Here is a 20,356-nt window from a genome sequence, read left to right on the forward strand (position 1 = left end):
CTGTTCGTTGAACTCTGTCCGTTGACTTCCGTTCGCTGAATTCCGTTCGCCGCCGGAGTCTGACCGCCGAGCCCGTCCGCACGCACGCCGCGGCCCCGAACCCTCGCCGTGGGTTCGGGGCCGCGGTCCGTACACCCTGCCGGGCGTACGGAGTCCGGGTCACGCACCGTCCCTGGGCGCCCCGGAGCTCCTTGGTGTCGGACGGACTCACACCGGCCGGGAGGCGAGCTCCTTGGCGGCGCGGGCGCAGGCCCGGGCGATCCGGTCCTCGTTGACGGTGGTCAGCTCGCCCTTCTCCACCACCGCGTTGCCGTTGACGAACAGCACCGCCAGCGGCGGCAGTGCGCCGAAGGTGAGGGCCGCGACCGGGTCGGCGATCGACGAGTGCATGACGCCGTCGATCTTCCACAGCGCCAGGTCGGCCAGCTTGCCGGCCTCGATCGAGCCGATCTCGTTCTGCCGCCCCAGCACCCGGGCCCCGCCCATGGTGCCCAGCCGCAGCGCCTGGCGCCCGGTCAGTGCGGTCGGGGAGCCGTGCAGGCGGTTGATCAGCAGCGCGTTGCGCAGTTCGGTGCCCAGCTCGCCGGACTCGTTGGAGGCGGTGCCGTCGACGCCGAGCCCGACCGGTACCCCGGCCTTGAGCATGTCGGGCACCCGGGCGATCCCGGCGGCCAGGCGGGCGTTGGAGGACGGGCAGTGCGCCACGCCCGTACCCGTCTCGGCGAACTTGGCGATGTCGGAGTCGTTCATGTGGACGCAGTGCGCCATCCAGACGTCCTCGCCGAGCCAGCCCACCGACTCGAAGTAGTCCGTCGGCCCCATGCCGAACAGCTCCTTGCAGAACTGCTCCTCCTCGGCCGTCTCCGAGCCGTGGGTGTGCAGCCGGACGCCCTTGCGGCGGGCGAGTTCGGCGGACTGGCGGAGCAGGTCGGTGGAGACCGAGAACGGCGAACAGGGCGCGATCGCCACGTGCAGCATCGAGCCGAACGAGGAGTCGTGGTAGCGGTCCACGGCGGCCTCGGAGGCGGCCAGGATGTCGTCGAGCTCCTCGACGGCGTGGTCCGGCGGCAGCCCGCCGTCCTTCTTGCTGCGGTCCATCGAGCCGCGCAGCGCGGTGAAGCGCAGGCCGAGCTCCTGGACGGCCTCGATCGAGGCGCCGAGGACGTCGCCGCCGTCCTTGGGGAAGACGTAGTGGTGGTCCGAGGCGGTGGTGCAGCCGGACTTGAGCAGGGCGGCGGCCGATCCCTGGCTGGCGGCGTGGACGAGCTTCTCGTCGATCCGGGCCCAGGTCGGGTAGAGCGCGACCAGCCAGTCGAACAGGATGTTGTCCTGGGCGAGGCCGCGGGTGATCCACTGGTAGAAGTGGTGGTGGGTGTTGACCAGGCCCGGGGTGATCAGGTGGCCCTCGCCGTTGATCCGGCGCACCACGTTGTCCAGCCAGTTCGGGGCGGGGCCGTCCCCGACCGACTCGATCCGGTTGCCGAGGATGACCACGTGGCCGCAGGCGTACTCGGTGTCGGCGGCGTCGACGGTGGCGATCGCGACGTTCTCGATCACGATCCGCTGGTCGGCGGGTGGGGGCTGGACTGCCATGGTGTCACTCCTATGGGGGAGGGCCAGGAGGGGCGCGCACCTCATGGTGCACGCCCCTGCCCGGACCGGTCAGGACGGTGTCGCCGTCGGCACCGTCGCGCCGGAGGCCTGGCCGGATCTGGATTCCGATCCTGACCGGCGGGCGGCCCCGACGTGGTGGAAGAGCAGGTTGAGCAGGACGGCCATCACGCAACCGGCCGAGATCCCCGAGTGCATCAGGGTCCGGACGGCCTCCGGGAAGGGGTCGTAGAAGTTCGGCACGGCGATCGGGACGATGCCGACACCGAGCGAGACCGACACCAGGATGGTGTTGGCGCTGGACTCCATGCCGGCCTCCGCGAGGGTGCGGATCCCGCTCGCCGCGACCGTGCCGAAGAGCACGATCCCGGCGCCGCCGAGGACGGGCTGCGGCACGAGGGAGACGACCGAACCGAGCACCGGGAAGAGCCCGAGCAGGATCAGGATGCCTCCGCCGGCCGCGACCACGAACCGGCTGCGGATCTTCGTCAGCGCCACCAGTCCGATGTTCTGGGCGAAGGCGCTGGCGGCGAAGCCGTTGAAGACGGGGCTGAGCGCGGTGGCCAGTCCGTCGGCCCGCAGGCCGGCGGCGAGCGTGGGTTCGTCGGCCTCGCGCTCGACGATCTTGCCGAGGGCGAGCATGTCGGCGGTGGACTCGGTCATCGAGACCACCATGACGATGCACATCGAGACGATCGCGGCGGCGTCGAACGCGGGCGCGCCGAAGTGGAACAGGGAGGGGAGCGCGAAGACTTTCGCGTCCTGGACCGCGCCGAAGTCGGCCAGCCCCAGCGGGAAGGCGATCAGGGTGCCGAACGCCAAGCCGATGAGCAGGGACAGCTGCTGCCAGAAGCCGCGCAGCAGCCGGTTGCAGAGCACCACCGCGGCGAGGGTGATCGCGGCGAGGCCGATGGCCCGCATGGAGCCGTACCCGGGGGCGCCCGGCGAGCCGCCGCGCGCCCAGTTCACCGCCACCGGGAGCAGGGACACCCCGATGAGGGTGATCACGGTGCCCTGGACGACCGGGGGGAAGAACCGGATGAGCTTGCAGAAGTACGGTGCCGCGAGGAAGCACAGGGCCCCCGCGACGATCACCGCTCCGAAGATCACCGGGAGGGCGTCCTTCGGTCCCCCTGTTCTTTCGATAGAGCCTTTGGCGATGGCGATCATGGGCGCGACGCCCGCGAACGACACGCCGTTCACGAACGGCAGTCGCGCGCCGATCTTCCAGATGCCGAGGGTCTGGAGCAGGGTGGCCAGTCCGGCGGTGAACAGGCTGGCCGAGATGAGCAGGGCGAGGTCGGCGGCGGAGAGTCCGACGCCGGCGCCGACGATGAGCGGGGGTGCGACGACCCCCGCGTACATCGCGGCGACGTGTTGGAGTCCGGTGGAGAACAGCTTCACCGGGGGCAGCACCTCGTCCACGGGGTGGATACCGGGGTGGGTACCGGATCGGCTTCCGGACCCGGACGGCTTGCCGGGGAGGCGGGTTGAGGCGCCGTCCGGGCCTGGGATTCTTGCTGGGGTGGAACCGCCGTCGTTACTGCTGGTGTTGCTGGGTGCCATGTCGAGCCCCTCTTGTGCCAGTGGCTCCCGGCGCGCCCGTGGCGCTGGAGACCCCCCGAGGGCGGGACGGCGGAGCAAGGATCCCTCGGGGCGCTTCTCCAGTGCCCCGGGCCGGCCGCCGCGAGGCAGACACGAACTCCGGTTGGTGGGGTGGAGAAACAGGTGGTACGGGTGGTGCGGGTGGTGCGGTCCGCCCGGACTCGACCGGCCCGTGCGGGCCGGAGGTGCGGCGACTCCGGACGGAGTCCGTGGGCTGAGCGGTTGGAGCGGGTTGGAGCGGGGTGGCGCCGTGGGGGAGGTCAGACGACCGGGATGACCGGCACGACGCCCTCGCGGTGCACGGTGCCCTCGATCAGGCCGTACATGCGGTCCGCGGCGTAGTAGACCTCGTTCTCGTTCTTGAGCCCGAAGGGCTCCAGGTCGACCAGGAAGTGGTGCTTGTTGGGCAGTTCGAGGCGTACCTCGTCGACCTCGGCGCGGTTGTTGAGGACCCGGGTGCCCATCGAGTGCAGGGTCTGCTGCAGCGAGTAGGAGTAGGTCTCGGCGAACGCCTCGAGCATGTGCCGCTTCACGTGGGTGTAGGAGCGGTTCCAGTTGGGCTGGGCCTCGCCGTCGCGGCCGCTGTAGCCGTACTTCCAGCGGGCGGTGACCTGGGTGGCGAGGATGCGGTCGTACGCCTCCTGCAGGGTGGTGTACTTGTCCTTGATGTAGCCCCAGAACTCCGAGTTGGTGGAGTTCATCACGACGAGGTCCTTCAGGCCGGAGATGACCTGGACCTTCTCGCCGTCGTAGACGACCTCGGTGGTGCGGGTCTCCTGGCCGTTGCGGACGAAGGAGTGGCCGACCTCCTCCGAGCCGATGAAGCGGGCCGAGCTGTCCGGCGTCTTGATCCGGTCCCAGGCGTACTCCTCGATCCGGATCCGGGCGCTGTGCACGACGCCGCGCTCGGTGTCGTCGACGAAGTGCCGGGCCAGCAGGATGCCGAAGGCCTCGGCCGAGTCGATGCCGTACTCCTTGGCGAAGGCGTAGACGGTGTTCTTGGTGGTGTCGGTGGGGAGGCAGTTGGCGTTGGACCCGGTGAGGTGGACGTCCTCGAACTCGCCCTGGAGGGAGACCGAGACGTTCAGGTCCTTGATCTCGTGCCGGGTGGAGTCGCGGTAGACCCGGACGATGCGGTTCTCCGCCTTGCCGTACTGGTTCTGACCGAGCACGTGGGCCATGACAGGCTCCTAAGCTTCAAGGTCGGTCTACTAGCTTCCGCGGTAGACCGAGTATCCGAACGGGTTCAGCAGCAGCGGCACGTGGTAGTGGTGCTGCGCGGGCGCGACCGTGAAGACGATCGAGACCTCGGGGAAGAACGGCGGCTCCTCGGACTTGCGCGCGTAGTACGCGGCGGTGTCGAAGAACAGCCGGACGACCGAGCCCGCCTCCACGGCCGGCAGGTCCTTGACCCGGCCGTCGGAGTCCGTGGCGGAGGTGCCGAGCACCTGCCAGCCACCCTCGGTGTGCAGTGCGAGCTCGACCGGGACACCCTCGGCCGGGCGGCCGAGGCTGGTGTCGAGCACGTGGGTGGAGATGCCAGTCATGGGTGAAGTGACCTTACTGATGGCAGAGGTGATGTCACGTCAATTCACAAGCGGGTGACGCACAGGCGGCGCACGGCCGCCCAAGAAGCATTCTTGACGGTACGTCAGGAAGCGTCGAGGAGGCGGTTGAGCCGGATGTCGTTGATCTTGCGCAGCTCGCCCCGGACGATCTCCGCCTCGGTGGCGGGGTCGTTGGGGTGGCGCTCGCGCAGGGCGGCGAGCATGGTGGCCGCGGTGCGGCCGGTCGCGCAGATCAGGAACACGTGGCCGAACTTGGCCTCGTAGGCGGCGTTGGCCTCGTGCAGTTCGTCGAGGACCGCTTGGTCCACGCCCTGGATGCCGGCCTGTTCGCGCTCGGAGGTGGAGTCGCCCGCCTTGGGCTGTCCGATCCGGGCGTGTCCGGCCATCGCGTCGCGCAGGTCGGCGACGGTCAGTCCGGCCATCGCCGCCGCGTTGGCGGCGAGCAGGGCCTCCCGGCTGGACCAGGGCTTGGCCTCCGCGACGGCGGCGGCCCAACGGGGGCTGGAGCATACCTCCAGCAGGATCTCTTCCAGCTCCGCGGCATCGGTCGCGGCCAGGGCGTCAAGGGCGTGGGGGTGGTTGGTCACGGGTGGACCTCCTGAAGAGTGGTGCCACCCGGAAAAGCTAGATCGGCCCCACCCAGCCGTCAACAGTTTGTTGAACGGTTGGTGGTTACGTTTTGAACCGGCCCCCGGTGCGGGGCCCTTTCGTGTGCGATTCGCCAAGTGTGCCCCGCCGGGGGCCGATCCAGACTTCTCGGCACCGGCGGGGTCACTCGCTCGGCGGACCGCCCACGGCTGTCCCCGGGGCTGTCCCCGGGGCCGGCTCAGGAGGACTTCGAGCCGTCCTGGCGGTTCAGGTAGTTGTACACGGTGAAGCGGCTGACGCCCAGGGCCGAGGCGACCGTCTCGACCCCGTGGCGGACGGTGAAGGCGCCGCGCTCCTCCAGGAGGGCGACGACCCGCTGCTTCTCCCAGCGGTCCAGCTCGGCCAGCGGGCGGCCGTCGAACTGTCGGGTCATCTCGGCCAGCAGCCGGTCCAGCGCACTGCTCAGGTGCGGCAGCCGGACGGCCAGGGCCGGGGTGCCCTCCCACTCCAGGACGACGTCCTCGGCCTTCGCCTCGTCCAGCGGGACGGGCGTCGCGCCGACCGCGGCCAGCAGCGGCTTGACCGCCGCGGCCAGCGGGTGTTCCACGTGCTGCTCGGTCACGGCGTACCGCCCTCCTCGCTCAGCAGGCTGACCTGGACCGAGATCCGGGTCGCCCCGGCGTCCAGGGTCTCCCGGAGCAGTCGGGTCACCGCGGCGAGGACCTCCTCGGCCTCGCCCTCGGCGCCGGTCCCGAAGGGGCCGACCGACACGTCCAGGCCGGCCTCGTCGACGACCTTGCGGGCCGCCGCGGCGTGCTCCGGGAACGTGTCCAGTTCGAACGGTTCTGTCGTGAACTCCACCATCAATCGCACGTGCTCACTGTATCGAGCGGGGGGTGGGCGGGGGCAGGGGCTGGGTGATCGAACAGTCGCGTGCGCTGGTGGCGGGCACCTCCGGGCTACTTCAACAAAATGTTGCGGCAGCCTTGACACTCGCTCGCCGAGCCGGAGATGCTTCCACCACACAGAATCCCTCTTCCGGATCGTGGAAGTTGCGGATGAAGGAAGAGAGAGTGAGAGGTGATGGACGTGACGGCGGCTGCCAAGCACGGCTTCACGGTCAACCTGTCGATCCTGTTCGGCGAACTCCCGCTGCTGGAGCGCCCCGCGGCCGCGGCCGCGGCCGGCTTCACGGCTGCCGAACTCTGGTGGCCCTTCGGTGCCGAGCACAACCCGAGCCAGGCCGAACTGGAGGCGCTCCGCAAGGCCTTCGGCGACGCGGGCGTCCGGCTCACCGGCCTCAACTTCCTGGACGACCTGAGCCAGGGCGCCAGGGGCACCGTCTCGGTCCCGTCCGAGCGGGACCGGTTCCGTGCCAACCTCCCGGTCGCCGCGGATCTCGCCGCCTCGCTCGGCGCCACCGCGCTCAACGCGCTGTACGGCAACCGGGTCGAGGGCGTCGATCCGGCCGAGCAGGACGCGCTCGCGCTGGAGCACCTGGTGCTCGCGGCCGAGGCGGCGCACGGGATCGGCGCGATCCTGCTGATCGAGGCCCTCAACAAGGCCGAGTCGCCGGAGTACCCGCTGGTCTCCGCGGCCGCCGCGGTCGACGTGGTCGACAAGGTCAACGCCGCCACCGGGCTGGGGAACGCCAAGTTCCTCTGCGACCTGTACCACCTGGCCAGGAACGGCGAGGACCTGGCGGCGGTGATCGACACCTACGCCGACCGGATCGGCCACGTGCAGATCGCCGACAACCCGGGCCGCAACGAGCCCGGCACCGGCGAGCTGGACTTCGAGGACCTGTTCGCCCGGCTCAGCGCCGCGGGCTACACGGGCTCGATCGGCCTGGAGTACCGCCCCTCCACCGGCGTCAGCGCCGACAGCTTCGGTTGGCTGCCGCGCGAGCTGCGCGCGGCCCGGTAGCCCCGGCGACGCGGCGTCCGGACCATCCGCCGGAAAGCCACCCCTCCCACCCGCACACGTAAGGAACCCGACGCGATGAGCGCCTCCCGCAAGATTGCCTTCGTCGGCCTCGGCATCATGGGCAAGCCCATGGCCGTCAACCTGGTCAAGGCCGGCCACCACGTGACCGGCTTCGACCTCTCCCAGGCCTCGATCGACACCGTGATCGCGGCCGGCGGCCACGGCGCCGCCAGCATCGCCGACGCGGTGAAGGACGCCGAGGTCGTCATCACCATGGTCCCGGCCGACCCGCACGTCGAGGCGGTCATCCTCGGCGAGGGCGGCGTCCTGGAGAACGTCGGCGCGGGCACCCTGGTGATCGACATGTCCTCGATCACCCCGCAGACCTCCATCAAGGTCGGCAAGGCCGCCCGCGAGAAGGGCGTGCGCACCCTGGACGCCCCGGTCTCCGGCGGCGAGGCCGGCGCGATCGAGGCGGTGCTGTCGATCATGGTCGGCGGTGAGGCGGCGGACTTTGCCGAGGCCAAGCCGCTGTTCGACGCGCTGGGCACCACGGTCGTCCACGTCGGCCCGGACGGCGCCGGCCAGACCGTCAAGGCCGCCAACCAGCTGATCGTCGCGGTCAACATCCAGGTGCTCGCCGAGGCCGTGGTGTTCCTGGAGAACGCCGGCGTCGACCTCGCCGCCGCGCTGGACGTGCTCGGCGGCGGCCTGGCCGGCTCCACCGTGCTCAACCGCAAGAAGGCGAACATGCTGAACCGCGAGTTCGCCCCCGGCTTCCGGATCGATCTGCACCACAAGGACATGGGCATCGTCACCGACGCCGCCCGCGCCGTGGGCGCCGCGCTGCCGGTCGGCGCCGTGGTGGCCCAGCTGGTCGCCTCCGCCCGGGCCAACGGCGACGGCTCGCTCGACCACTCGGCGCTCCTGCGTGGCGTCGAGCGGCTCTCCGGCCGCGAGGTCAAGTGACCGAAGGGGCCCCGCGCCCCGACAGACTCCTCCTGGTGGCGTGTACCTGATCCGGTCGTGCCCGCGCCGCCAGGAGGCCAGACCCGACCGGCGCGCGGGCAGGGGCTCATCCGCCCGCCCGCCGGTCGACCCAAGCCGGTGACGCGCACACCAGTCCCTGGGGGCACTTCGGTCGTGCCCGCTGCGTGTCGCCTGGCCCCCTCCCCGCCGAGGGGAGCCCCTCGTACGTCGGAAGCGGGACGAGGGGAACGGCGGGGAGGGGGTCGCACCACCTCCCACGGTCCGGGCCGGACCACCCGGGCGGGGTCGCGTTCCCCGGGCCACCGGACACATGCTTGTCGAACAACCGCCAGACCCCGTACGGAAGTGAGGACCACCGATGCCCCCCACCCCCCACCAGGGTCATGTGGTCGTAGCGCCGGACAAGTTCAAGGGCACCCTCGAAGGCGCCGAGGTCGCCGCCCGGATCGCCGCCGGCATCCGGCGCGCCGCGCCCGGCACCGAGGTGCGCGAACTGCCCGTCGCCGACGGCGGCGAGGGCACCCTGGCCGCGGCGCTCGCGGCCGGCTTCGACCGCGTCCCGGCCAAGGTGGCCGGCCCGACCGGCCTGCCGGTGGACGCCGCGCTCGCCGTCCGCGGCGACACCGCCGTGGTCGAGCTGGCCCAGGCCTCCGGGCTCGCCCGGCTGCCCGGCGGCCGGACCGCCCCGCTCGCGGCCGGCTCCTACGGCGTCGGCCAGCTGATCGGCCGGGCGGTGTCCATGGGCGCCAAGCGGATCGTGCTGGGCCTCGGCGGCAGTGCCTGCACGGACGGCGGCGCAGGCATGGTGCAGGCGCTCGGGGTCCGGCTGCGGGACGCCGACGACGTCGAACTGCCACCCGGCGGCGCCGCGTTGCGCCGGCTGGAACGGATCGAGCTCGGCCCGCTGGCCGAGCTGCTGACCGGCGTCGAGGTCGTGGTCGCCTGCGACGTGGACAACCCGCTGCTCGGTCCGCGCGGCGCCACCGCCGTGTACGGCCCGCAGAAGGGCGCCGACGGGGACGACCTGGTGGTCCTGGAGGAGGGGCTGACCCGCCTCGCCGACCAGGTCGCCGCAGTGACCGGACGCGACGTGCGGCAGGCCCCCGGCGCCGGGGCCGCGGGCGGGGTGGGCTTCGCCGCCCTCGCCCTGCTCGGCGCCACCATGCGACCCGGTATCGAGCTGCTGCTCGAACTGCTGGGTTTCGACGAGGCCGTGCGTGGGGCACGCCTCGTCGTCACCGGCGAGGGCTGCCTGGACGCGCAGACGCTCCACGGCAAGGCCCCCGCCGGAGTCGCCGCGGCGGCTGCTCGGGCGGGGGTTCGGGTGGCCGCCGTGGCGGGTCGGCTGGAGCTGTCCGAGCCCGAGTGGCGGGCGGCCGGCTTCACCGCCGCGATCGCGCTCACCGACCTGGCCGAGCAGCCGGGGGACAGCATGACCAGGGCCGGTGAGCTGGCCGAGGTGGCGGGGGAGCGGCTGGCCGAAGCGCTTCTGCCGGTCTGATCCCTCGTACGTTCCTCCATTGACGTTTTGTTGAAGGCGGGCCTAGGCTCCCGGCAATCCTTCGCTTCCCTCCCACTCCGACCACCCCGCGAGCGCCTCCCCAGGCCGCGTGGCCCGGTGTGCCCCTGCCTACCCCCATCCCCCAGTTCCAGGTTTCGGAGGTCCCCATGTCGTTCAGCCAGCCAGCGGTGATCCGCTCCCGCCGGGCCGTGCTGCCCGCCGGTGAGCGCCCCGCGGACGTGCTGATCCGGGACGGGAGGATCGAGCAGGTCGCCGCCCACGGATCGCTGGTGGTCGGTGACAGCGAGCTGGTCGACCTCGGCGACACCGCCCTGCTGCCCGGCCTGGTCGACACCCACGTGCACGTCAACGAGCCGGGCCGCACCGAGTGGGAGGGCTTCGCCACCGCCACCCGGGCCGCCGCGGCCGGCGGCGTCACCACGATCATCGACATGCCGCTCAACTCGATCCCGCCCACCACCACGGTCGACGGGCTGGCCGTCAAGCGGAAGACCGCCGAGGGCCAGGCCTGGGTCGACCTCGGCTTCTGGGGCGGGGCCGTCCCCGGCAACGTCGCCGACCTCGAACCCCTGCACCGGGCAGGCGTGTTCGGCTTCAAGAGCTTCCTCGCCCCGTCCGGCGTCGACGAGTTCCCGCACGTCGAGGCCGCCGACCTGGAGGCCGCCCTGGCCGAGCAGGCCCGGATCGGGGCACTGGCGATCATCCACGCCGAGGACCCGGCCGTGCTGGCCGCCGCACCGCAGCAACCCGGCGTCCACTACCGGGACTTCCTGGCCTCCCGCCCCTCCGGCGCGGAGACCGCGGCGGTCGCCCACCTGCTGCACACGGCCCGGCGCACCGGCGCCCGGGTGCACATCCTGCACGTCTCCTCGGCGGCCGTGCTGCCGCTGCTGCGCCAGGCGCGCGAGGACGGCGTGCGGGTGACCGCGGAGACCTGCCCGCACTACCTCACCCTCGCGGCCGAGCAGGTGCCGGACGGCGACACCGCCTTCAAGTGCTGTCCACCGATCCGCGACGAGGCCAACCGGGACGCGCTCTGGGAGGCCCTGGCGAACGGCGAGTTCATCGCCGTCGTCTCCGACCACTCGCCGTCCACCCCCGACCTCAAGCTGCTGCCCGAGTACGGCGGCAGCGGCGACTTCGCGGCCGCCTGGGGCGGCATCGCCTCGCTGCAGCTGGGCCTGCCGGCCATCTGGACCGAGGCCCGCCGTCGCGGCCACACCCTGGCCGACGTGGTGCGCTGGATGTCCGCCGGACCGGCCGAACTGGTCGGCCTCACCGGCACCAAGGGCGCCATCGCGGCGGGCTGCGACGCCGACCTGGTCGCCTTCGACCCCGACGGCGAATTCGCCGTCCACGCCGGTGAGTTGCACCACCGCAACCCGGTGACCCCGTACGCGGGACGGACGTTGACCGGCGCCGTCCGGACCACCTGGCTGCGCGGCCGCGCGGTGGACACCGGCGCCGAGCCCTTCGGTCGGCAGCTCACCCGGCCGGCCAACTCCCTTACCGACACCGCCTTCTGAGGAGAGTCAGTGACCACAGCCGACACCCCGAGCGCTCCCTTCACCGAGCTGGTCAACCTGGCCTCCCGACTGCTCGGCGCGGGCGTCGTCGCCACCAATGAGGACACCTTCGCGGACGCCGAGAACCTGCTGGTGGCCAAGCCGGCCGAGTTCCGCCCGCACACCTTCGGCCACAAGGGCCAGATCATGGACGGCTGGGAGTCCAAGCGCCGCCGCGGCGTCTCCGCCGAGCAGCCGCACCCCACCGACCAGGACCACGACTGGACGATCGTGCGGCTCGGCGTCGGCGGCGTGATCCGCGGCGTGATCGTCGACACCGCCCACTTCACCGGCAACTACCCGGAGAGCGCCTCGGTCGAGGCCGCCTCCGTCCCCGGGCACCCCTCGCCCGCGGAACTGCAGGACGCCGAGTGGACCGTCATCGTGCCGCGCACCCCGCTCCGGGGCGACACCGCGCACGAGTTCGCCGTCCAGGACGACGCCCGCTACACCCACGTGCGGCTCAGCATCTTCCCGGACGGCGGCGTCGCCCGGCTGCGGGTGCACGGCGAGGTGCTGCCCGACCCGCGCGAACTGGACGGCCTCACCTTCGACCTGGCCGCCCAGGAGTACGGCGGCGTGGCTGAGGCGGCGTCCGACCGCTACTTCTCCTCCCCGCACAACCTGAACGCTCCCGGTCGCGCCTCCGTCATGGGCGAGGGCTGGGAGACCCGGCGTCGGCGCGACAAGGCCAACGACTGGGTGCAGATCGCCCTGGCCGGGGGCGGCGAGGTCCTGGCCGCCGAGGTGGACACCACCCACTTCGTCGCCAACGCCCCCGGCTGGGCCGACCTGATCGGCTTCGACGCCTCGACCGGGCAGGACCCGGGCGACGGCGAATGGTTCGAGATCCTGCCCCGCACCCGCCTGCAGCCCGACACCCGGCACCGCTTCCGGCTGGACGTCGGCCGCCCGGTGACCCACGTGCGGATCAACGTCTACCCGGACGGCGGGCTCGCCCGCCTCCGACTCACCGGCCGTCTCACCGAGGCCGGCCGCGCGGCCCTCGCGCTGCGCTGGTTCAACGCGATCCCGGCCGCCGAGGCCGCGGCCGCCCTCGCCGACGCCGGTCTGACCTCCGAGGAGGCCGCCGCGCTGGCCGCCGCCCGCCCGCTGGCGGACCCGGCCGCGGCCACCGCCGCCGTGGCAGGCCTCCAGCCGGCCGACGGCCCGGACGGCGAGCACTCCGCCCGCCGCCGCTCGGCGCTGTGGCGCCTGCTGGGCCTCTGACACCCCGCGCGCCCGCTCCACCTCTCCACGCACCGCCTTATCGACACCTGAAGGACCCTCCATGTCCAAGATCCTGACCACGGAGTCCGGCGCCCCGGTCGCCGACAACCAGAACTCGGCCTCGGCCGGCGAGTACGGCCCGCTGCTGCTCCAGGACCAGCACCTGCTGGAGAAGCTCGCCCGGTTCAACCGCGAGCGCATCCCGGAGCGCGTCGTGCACGCCCGCGGCTCCGGCGCGTACGGCTACTTCGAGGTCACCGACGAGGTGTCGAAGTACACCCGGGCGGCCTTCCTGTCCGAGGTCGGCAAGCGCACCGAGGTCTTCCTGCGCTTCTCCACCGTGGCCGGCAACCTGGGCGCCAGCGACGCGGTGCGCGACCCGCGCGGCTTCGCGCTGAAGTTCTACACCGAGGACGGCAACTACGACCTCGTCGGCAACAACACCCCGGTGTTCTTCATCAAGGACCCGATCAAGTTCCCCGACTTCATCCACTCGCAGAAGCGCGACCCGTACACCGGCGTGCAGGAGGCGGACAACGTCTGGGACTTCTGGGCCCACTCGCCGGCCTCGACCCACCAGATCACCTGGCTGTTCGGCGACCGCGGCATCCCGGCCTCCTACCGCCACATGAACGGCTACGGCTCGCACACCTACCAGTGGGTCAACGCCGAGGGCGAGGCCTACTGGGTGAAGTACCACTTCAAGACCAACCAGGGCATCCGCAGCCTGGACGGCGACCAGGCCGCCGAGGTGCTCGGCGCCGACGCCGACTCGCACCAGCGCGACCTCCACCAGGCCATCGAGCGCGGGGTGTTCCCGTCCTGGACCCTTTACGTCCAGCTGATGCCGGTCGCCGAGGCCGCGGACTACCGCTTCAACCCCTTCGACCTCACCAAGGTGTGGCCGCACGCCGACTACCCGCTGGTCAAGGTCGGCCGCCTGGTGCTCAACCGGAACCCGGAGAACGTCTTCGCCGACGTCGAGCAGTCCGCGTTCTCGCCGAACAACTTCGTGCCCGGCATCGGCCCGTCCCCGGACAAGATGCTCCAGGGCCGCCTGTTCGCCTACGCCGACGCCCAGCGCTACCGCCTCGGCGTCAACCACACCCAGCTGCCGGTGAACGCCCCGCGCGCCACCGAGGCCAGCAACTACGGGCGCGACGGCTACAACGCGCTCAACGCGGCCGGCCGCGGCAAGAACTACGAGCCCAACTCGTACGACGGCCCGGCCCAGACCGACGACGCGCTCGCCGCGCCGCTCAAGCTCGACGGCCACACCGGCACCTACACCACGCCGGCCCACACCAAGGACGACGACTTCTTCCAGGCCGGCGAGCTCTACCGGCTGATGTCGGAGGGCGAGCGGACCCGCCTGATCAACAACATCGCGGGCTTCCTGTCGCAGGTCACCCGGGACGACGTGGTCGAGAAGAACCTCGCCCACTTCCACGCCGCCGACGAGGAGTACGGCGCCCGGCTTGAGGCCGCTGTCGCCAAGCTCCGTGCGGGCGACGAGGGCTGACGCTTCGAAGCCCATCCGCCGGACTACCTGTCCGCACCCTCACGGCCGCCGGGGCCCGCATCCCGGCGGCCGTACGACGGGCCTCTCCCCCCTGGGCAGTGGGGGAGGGGCCCGTCGGGCGTTCGGGGCGCACCGGCCGGCGCGGGCGCGCGGGTCGGTGCGCCCCTTCTACCAGGCGACCGGCCGTTGCTCCACGGAATGTTCACGGATATTTACGGACGGCAGTCGACCGAGCCCCGGGGTGGATAGGCTGGAGACTGCCCGCGGTCGCTCCGTGGGGGGACATCGGAAGGGGACGACATGTCGACACCAGCCCCGGGTCGTCACGCCGCGCTGGACCAGGGCCTGGCGGGCCCGTTCACCTCCCTGCAGCACGCCCTCAGACTGCTGGAGGCCGTCGACCGGCACCCCGACGGGACCACTCTGGTCGCCCTCGCGCGGGAGACCTCGCTGGGTCTGCCGACCGTCCGGCGGCTCGCGGAGATCCTCGAGATCGAGGGCTATCTCCAGTGCCAGGACGGCGGTTGGGTGCTCGGCGGCACCTTCGCCCTGCTCGGGCAGCACAACCGGGAACAGCTCGTCAAGGCCCGGCTGAACCGCAAACTCGCCGAACTCCGGGACGAGTTGGGTGCCGCGGTGTACTTCAGCCGTTACCACGACGGGGAGTTGACGGTCGAGGCGGTCTCGGCGGCCGACTACGCGCCCGCCGTGCAGGAGTGGGTGGACTTCCGCGCCACCGCGCACGCCAGCGCGATCGGCAAGTGCCTGCTCAGCCAGCTCGACGCGGACGGCCGGCGGGACCACCTCTCCCGGCACCCGGTCGCCCGGCTCACCTCCCGTACGGTCACCGACGCCGACCAGCTGATGCACCGGCTGGAGCGGCAGCCCGCCACGGTGCCGGTGCTGGACATCCAGGAGTACGCGCTCGGCACGGTCTGCGCGGCGGTGCCGATCACGGCGGGCAGCACGGTCGGCTGCCTGGCCACATCGATGCCGGTGGACAACATCCACAAGCTGAAGGCCGCCGCCGAGCTGCTGGCGGCCCGGGCGGCGCCGCTGATGCTGGCGATGGCGGTCTGAGGGCGTCGAGCCCGAGGGTTCCGAGGCCGAGGCCGCCCCCGACGGGCCCCGCCGGACGTGTCGCGTCCGGCGGGGCCCGGGTGTTTTCCGGGGGAGTGTTTCCGGGGCCCTCCTCCGGGCAGCACTTATTAGACTCGATGTCGATAAGAGTTGTCCAAACCCTTGTCGCGGTCGCTACCGGCGAGTACGTTTCCCGGAGTCGAGCCGCCGCCGCCAGGTCAGGAGGGCCTGCCATGCCCCGCCCCACCCCCGTCCCCGCCCTCGCCGCCCCCGCCGTGCGCGTCCACGAGAGCCTCGTCCTGGAGCCCCGGGACGTCCGCTTCGACTGGGCCCGGCTGCCGCTGCACTGGATCCCGGACGAGCCGATGGCCACCCACGTGATCAACGTGCTCCACCTGCTGCTGCCCGAGGGCGAGCGCTGGTTCGTCAAGGTGTTCAAGGAGGCGCTGCCGCTCATCCGGGACGAGCAGCTGCGCGAGGAGGTGCTCGGCTTCGTCGGGCAGGAGGCCATCCACGCCGAGGCCCACCAGGAGGTGCTCGACCACCTGCTCGGCCAGGGGCTCGACCCGCGCCCGTACGTCCGGCAGGTCTCCTGGCTCTTCCAGCGCGTCCTGGGCGACAAGCCCGGGCTGACGCCGGCCCAGCGGCGCGAGAACATCATCGAGCGGGTCGCCTTCGTCGCGGCGATCGAGCACTTCACCGCCTTCCTCGGCAACTGGGCGCTCAACTCCCCGGGCCTGGACCGGGCCAAGGCCGACCCGACGATGCTGGACCTGCTGCGCTGGCACGGCGCCGAGGAGGTCGAGCACCGCAGCGTCGCCTTCGACCTGATGGTCCACCTGGACCCGGGCTACCTGCGCCGGGTCCGCGGGATGGCACTGTCCGGGCCGCTGCTGGTGCACCTCTGGGTGCGCGGCGCCCGCTTCCTGCTCGCCGCCGACCCGACGCTGGAGGGGCGGCTCAAGCCGACCTGGCGGGAGGCGGGCCGGATCGCCAAGCGCGGACTGCTGCCCGACCCGGTCCGCTCCATCCGCTCCGGGCTGCGCTACCTGCGGCCGGGCTACCACCCGACCCAGGAAGGGTCCTCCAGCCAGGCGCTGGGCTATCTCGCCACCTCCCCGGCCGCCCGCGCGGCGGCCGCGCACGGCTGACAACTGACGGCTGACAGATTTCAGCGAACAGCTTTCAGCGAACGGACTTCAGCGAACAGCTTTCAGTGAACAGATTTCAGATGACGTTATCTGTTCGCTGAAATCTGACATCTGAAATCCGAAGCCTGAAACCCGCCAGCCGCCGCCCGCCCGCCAGCCGCCGCCCGCCCCCTCTCCCACGCCAAGGACCCCGCCGGATGGACCTGTTCGCCCCACCCCCCGACCTCTACGGCCGCCCCCGCGCCGACACCTTCATCCGCCGGCTCACCGCCTTCGGCGACCGCTACTCCCCGGCCCTCGGCGGCCCCCTGCTGCGCCGCAACCCGCGCCGCCCCCACAGCCGCCCCACCCCGCCGCTGCAGCTGGTCGTCGCCGCCCGTCGCCAACTCGCCGCCGACGTCATCGAATTGACCTTCGCCGACCCCTCCGGCGGCCCGCTGCCGCCCTGGCAGCCCGGCGCCCACCTGCGCTTCGCCCTGCCCTCCGGCCGCGAGCGCCACTACTCGCTCAGCGGCGACCCCGCCGACCGCCACCGCTACCGGATCGCCGTCCGGCGGCTGCCCGAGGGCGGCGGCGGATCCGTCGAGGTCCACGACACCCTGCACCCGGGCGCCCGCCTCACCGCCCGCCGCCCGCGCAACGGCTTCGCCTTCTGCGCCGAGCCCGCCGTCCTCCTGCTCGCCGGCGGCATCGGCATTACCCCACTCCTCCCGATGGCCCGCGAGGCGCAGCGCCACGGCCTTGACTGGCGCCTGGTCCACGTCGGCCGCAGCGCCGACACCCTCCCGTACGCGGACGAGCTGCGCGCCCTCGACCCGCACCGCGTCGTGCTTCGCACCGACGACGAGCACGGCGGCGTCCCCACCGGTGCCGAGCTGCTCGCCCACGCCCCGCGCGGCGCCGCCGTCTACTGCTGCGGCCCCGCCCCGATGCTCGCCGCCGTCCAGCGGGCCCTGGACGGATCCCCCGCCGCCGCCCTGCACTTCGAACGCTTCGGTGCCGCCCCGATCACCGACGGCGAGCCCTTCGCCGTCCGGCTCGGCACCGACGGTCCGACCCTGGACGTCCCCGCCGACCGCTCCGCCCTGGACGTGCTGCGCGAGGCCCGCCCGGACCTCCCGTACTCGTGCCACCAGGGCTTCTGCGGCACCTGCGAGGTGCGCCTGCTCGCCGGCCGGCCCGACCACCGGGACCGCCGCCTCACCCCCGAGCAGCGCGCCGCCGGCGCCCTGCTGCCCTGCGTCTCCCGCGCCGCCGAGGGTGAGACCCTCGTGCTCGACGTCTAGAAGGAGCCCCCCGATGCCCCCGACGGCGAATGCGATGCCGACCTTCTCCTACACCGAGCGCGACCTCGCCCGCTTCCGCGAGACCCAGCAACTCGCCTACCACTGCGCCGAACAGGTCGCCGCCTGGATCGAACCGGGCGTCACCGAGCGGCAGACCACCGCCGAGCTGCGCCGCCGCCTGGTCGCCGCCGGGGTGCAGGACTTCTTCCACGTCCCCTTCGCCTGGTTCGGCGACCGCACGGCCTTCCGGCACTTCCACACCCCGCTGCAGTTCTTCGCCGGCAACCGCCGACTGGAGGAGGGCATGCCGTACGTGCTGGACTGCGCGCCCGTCGTGGACGGCTACACCGCCGACATCGGCTACGGCGGCAAGATCGGCGAGAACCGGGTGTGGGACCGCCTGGCCGCCGACCTCAAGGTCTACCGCGAGCTGATCCTCGCCGAGGTGCGCGCCCGCAGGCCGCTCGACGAGGTGTACGCGGCGGTGGACGCGCAGATCGCCGCGCACGGCTACGACAACCGCCACCAGGTCTACCCGGGCCGGGTGATCGGCCACCAGGTCACCCGCACCACCGTGCGCGGCCCGGCCGGGGTGAACGTCTTCGGCTTCGGCGTGCGCACCCTGCAGACGCTCGGTCGTGAGCTGATCTCCGAGCGCCTGCACGGCCGTTCACCGCTGTGGGCGGACGGGCGGTCGTCCCGGCACGCCCCCACCCCCGGCCTGTGGGCGGTCGAGCCGCACATCGGATTTCGCGGCGTGGGCATCAAGTTCGAGGAGCTGCTGATGGTGACCGAGGACGACGCCTACTGGCTCGACGACGACCTCCCGCACGTCCGCCGCTGGACCACCGCGACCGACGAGCCGACCGACGAGCCGACCGACGAGCGGACCAACGAGCCGAGCACCGAGCCGAGCGACAAGCCGACCGCCCTGGAGGCCACCCGATGACGACCCTGCCGACGCCCCCGGTCCGCCGCCGGACCGTCCACTCCGACGGCCTCCCGCTCGCCGTCTTCGAGCAGGGCGACCCGCAGGCCCCCACCGTCCTCCTGGTGCACGGCTACCCGGACACCCACACCGTCTGGGACGACATCGCCGCCGACCTCGCCCGCGACCACCACGTGGTCCGCTACGACGTGCGCGGCGCCGGCGAATCGGCCGCCCCGGCGGACCGCGACGGCTACCGCCTGGAGCGGCTCGCCGACGACCTGTTCGCCGTCGCCGAAGCCGTCAGCCCCGACCGCCCGGTGCACCTGGTCGCCCACGACTGGGGCTCGATCCAGTCCTGGGAGGCCGTCACCGCCCCCGAAGCCCGGCACCGGATCGCCTCCTACACCACCCTGTCCGGCCCCAGCCTGGACCACATGGGCCACTGGCTGCGCCACCGGCTGCGCCGCCCCACCCCGCGCCACCTCAAGCAACTGCTCCACCAGGGCCTGCACTCCTGGTACATCACCGCCTTCCACCTGCCCTACCTCGCCCCGGCCGCCTGGCGCCTCGGCCTCGCCCGGGCCTGGCCGCGGGTGCTGCGCGACCTGGAGCACGTCACCCCGCGCGCCGACCACCCGCAGCGCACCCTGCGCCGCGACGCGGTCCGCGGCATCGAGCTGTACCGAGCCAACTTCCGCCCCACGATGGGCAGTCCGCGCGAGCGGCCGACCGAGGTCCCGGTCCAGCTGATCACCCTCACCCGGGACCGCTACGTCGGCACCTACCTCTCCGAGGGCCTGGAGCGCTGGGTGCCCGATCTGACCCGACGCACGCTGCACGCCGGCCACTGGTCGGCGCTGCTGGAGAAGGGAGCCACCGTGGCCGGCATGGTCCGTGAGTTCACCGCCCGGATCGAGGCGGGCCGGTCCCGGGAGACCGACGGCGACGGCCGCCTGGTCGTCGTCACCGGCGGCGGCAGCGGCATCGGACGGGCCACCGCGCTCGCCTTCGCCGAGGACGGCGCCAGGGTGGTGGTCTGCGACCTCGACCTCGCGGCCGCCGAGCGCACCGCCGAACTCGCCTCGCTGATCGGCCCGAAGGCGCACGCCTACCGGGTGGACGTCTCCGACGGCGCCGAGATGGACGCCTTCGCCCAGAGCGTCGCCGCCGCGCACGGCGTGCCGGACGTGATGGTCAACAACGCCGGCATCGGCCACTCCGGGACCTTCCTGCAGACCACCGAGAAGGAGTGGCAGCGCGTCCTGGACGTCAACCTCTGGGGCGTGATCCACGGCTGCCGCGCCTTCGGCACCCTGATGGCCGACCGCGGCCAGGGCGGCCACATCGTCAACGTCTCCTCGGCCGCCGCCTACCTCCCCTCGAAGGCGCTCACCGCCTACGCCACCAGCAAGGCCGCCGTCTTCATGCTCTCCGACTGCCTGCGCGCCGAGTTCGTCGCCCACGGCATCGGCGTCTCCACCATCTGCCCGGGCATCGTCAACACCAACATCACCCGCACCTCCACCTTCTCCGCCAGCACCGCCGCCGAGCAGTCCGCCAAGCAGGCCCGCGCCGCCAAGCTCTACGCTCGCCGCGGTTTCCCGCCGGAGAAGGTCGCCACCGCCATCCTCACCGCCGTCCGCACTGGCAAGCCCGTCGTCCCGGTCACCCCCGAGGCCAAGGCCGCCCGCCTCCTCTCCCGTCTCAGCCCCGGCCTCCTCCGCCTCGCCGCCCGCCTCAACGTCACCTGATCGGGTGGATGTCACCCGATCGGCCCGGTT

18 protein-coding genes are annotated in these 20,356 nt (G+C 72.4%); 11 read left to right on the top strand and 7 right to left on the bottom strand.

Going from position 1 to position 20,356, the window contains the following annotated elements; all coding sequences use genetic code 11:
- Positions 1-207 precede the first annotated feature (207 nt).
- From ACIG5E_RS01750 to ACIG5E_RS01780, 7 genes are all read right to left on the bottom strand, one after another.
- Positions 208-1,593, bottom strand: coding sequence for an 8-oxoguanine deaminase (locus ACIG5E_RS01750; RefSeq protein ID WP_396530806.1), 1,386 nt, complete (start codon positions 1,591-1,593; stop codon positions 208-210).
- Positions 1,594-1,662: 69 nt separating this feature from the next.
- Positions 1,663-3,177, bottom strand: coding sequence for a nucleobase:cation symporter-2 family protein (locus tag ACIG5E_RS01755; RefSeq protein ID WP_396530807.1), 1,515 nt, complete (start codon positions 3,175-3,177; stop codon positions 1,663-1,665).
- 299 nt (positions 3,178-3,476) lie between these two features.
- The gene (pucL, locus tag ACIG5E_RS01760) at positions 3,477-4,397 is read right to left on the bottom strand and encodes a factor-independent urate hydroxylase (protein ID WP_396530808.1); all 921 of its coding nucleotides are present in this window, start codon (positions 4,395-4,397) and stop codon (positions 3,477-3,479) included.
- A 30-nt stretch (positions 4,398-4,427) separates the two neighbouring features.
- Positions 4,428-4,763 carry a hydroxyisourate hydrolase gene (uraH, locus tag ACIG5E_RS01765; RefSeq protein WP_396530809.1) on the bottom strand — a complete coding sequence of 112 codons (336 nt, stop codon included), beginning with the start codon at positions 4,761-4,763 and terminating at the stop codon, positions 4,428-4,430.
- Between the two features lie 104 nt (positions 4,764-4,867).
- Positions 4,868-5,371, bottom strand: coding sequence for a 2-oxo-4-hydroxy-4-carboxy-5-ureidoimidazoline decarboxylase (gene uraD / locus ACIG5E_RS01770; RefSeq protein WP_396530810.1), 504 nt, complete (start codon positions 5,369-5,371; stop codon positions 4,868-4,870).
- Positions 5,372-5,610: 239 nt separating this feature from the next.
- Positions 5,611-5,994, bottom strand: a complete 384-nt coding sequence (locus ACIG5E_RS01775) for a helix-turn-helix domain-containing protein (protein ID WP_396530811.1) — start codon at positions 5,992-5,994, stop codon at positions 5,611-5,613.
- Positions 5,991-6,236: a thiamine-binding protein gene (locus ACIG5E_RS01780; RefSeq protein WP_396531013.1), complete on the bottom strand. Its 246-nt coding sequence runs from the start codon at positions 6,234-6,236 to the stop codon at positions 5,991-5,993. The genes ACIG5E_RS01775 and ACIG5E_RS01780 overlap by 4 nt, the downstream gene beginning before the upstream one ends.
- Before the next feature lie 219 nt (positions 6,237-6,455).
- Here ACIG5E_RS01780 and ACIG5E_RS01785 point away from each other — a divergent pair, with 219 nt between their 5' ends.
- The 11 genes from ACIG5E_RS01785 (at position 6,456) to ACIG5E_RS01835 (ending at position 20,326) form a co-directional block, all read left to right on the top strand.
- Positions 6,456-7,298, top strand: coding sequence for a TIM barrel protein (locus ACIG5E_RS01785; RefSeq protein WP_396531015.1), 843 nt, complete (start codon positions 6,456-6,458; stop codon positions 7,296-7,298).
- Positions 7,299-7,373: 75 nt separating this feature from the next.
- A complete protein-coding gene (locus ACIG5E_RS01790; protein ID WP_396530813.1) occupies positions 7,374-8,267 on the top strand; it encodes a 2-hydroxy-3-oxopropionate reductase in 894 nt (297 codons plus the stop codon).
- Between the two features lie 379 nt (positions 8,268-8,646).
- Positions 8,647-9,789 (top strand): glycerate kinase, encoded by a 1,143-nt coding sequence (locus ACIG5E_RS01795; protein WP_396530814.1) that lies wholly within the window; start codon positions 8,647-8,649, stop codon positions 9,787-9,789.
- A 167-nt stretch (positions 9,790-9,956) separates the two neighbouring features.
- The gene (gene allB, locus ACIG5E_RS01800; protein ID WP_396530815.1) at positions 9,957-11,336 is read left to right on the top strand and encodes an allantoinase AllB; all 1,380 of its coding nucleotides are present in this window, start codon (positions 9,957-9,959) and stop codon (positions 11,334-11,336) included.
- A 9-nt stretch (positions 11,337-11,345) separates the two neighbouring features.
- The gene (gene alc / locus ACIG5E_RS01805) at positions 11,346-12,605 is read left to right on the top strand and encodes an allantoicase (RefSeq protein ID WP_396530816.1); all 1,260 of its coding nucleotides are present in this window, start codon (positions 11,346-11,348) and stop codon (positions 12,603-12,605) included.
- Between the two features lie 61 nt (positions 12,606-12,666).
- Positions 12,667-14,127, top strand: coding sequence for a catalase (locus ACIG5E_RS01810; protein ID WP_396530817.1), 1,461 nt, complete (start codon positions 12,667-12,669; stop codon positions 14,125-14,127).
- A gap of 300 nt (positions 14,128-14,427) precedes the next feature.
- Entirely contained in the window at positions 14,428-15,207 is a 780-nt protein-coding gene (locus ACIG5E_RS01815; protein WP_396530819.1) for an IclR family transcriptional regulator, read from the top strand.
- Between the two features lie 233 nt (positions 15,208-15,440).
- Positions 15,441-16,358: a metal-dependent hydrolase gene (locus ACIG5E_RS01820; protein WP_396530821.1), complete on the top strand. Its 918-nt coding sequence runs from the start codon at positions 15,441-15,443 to the stop codon at positions 16,356-16,358.
- A 197-nt stretch (positions 16,359-16,555) separates the two neighbouring features.
- Positions 16,556-17,644 carry a PDR/VanB family oxidoreductase gene (locus ACIG5E_RS01825; protein ID WP_396530823.1) on the top strand — a complete coding sequence of 363 codons (1,089 nt, stop codon included), beginning with the start codon at positions 16,556-16,558 and terminating at the stop codon, positions 17,642-17,644.
- A 13-nt stretch (positions 17,645-17,657) separates the two neighbouring features.
- Positions 17,658-18,593, top strand: coding sequence for a M24 family metallopeptidase (locus ACIG5E_RS01830; protein ID WP_396530825.1), 936 nt, complete (start codon positions 17,658-17,660; stop codon positions 18,591-18,593).
- Positions 18,590-20,326, top strand: a complete 1,737-nt coding sequence (locus ACIG5E_RS01835; RefSeq protein ID WP_396530826.1) for an SDR family oxidoreductase — start codon at positions 18,590-18,592, stop codon at positions 20,324-20,326. The genes ACIG5E_RS01830 and ACIG5E_RS01835 overlap by 4 nt, the downstream gene beginning before the upstream one ends.
- Positions 20,327-20,356: the final 30 nt, after the last annotated feature.

This window comes from Kitasatospora sp. NPDC053057, from assembly GCF_044546945.1.
Classification (GTDB): domain Bacteria; phylum Actinomycetota; class Actinomycetes; order Streptomycetales; family Streptomycetaceae; genus Kitasatospora.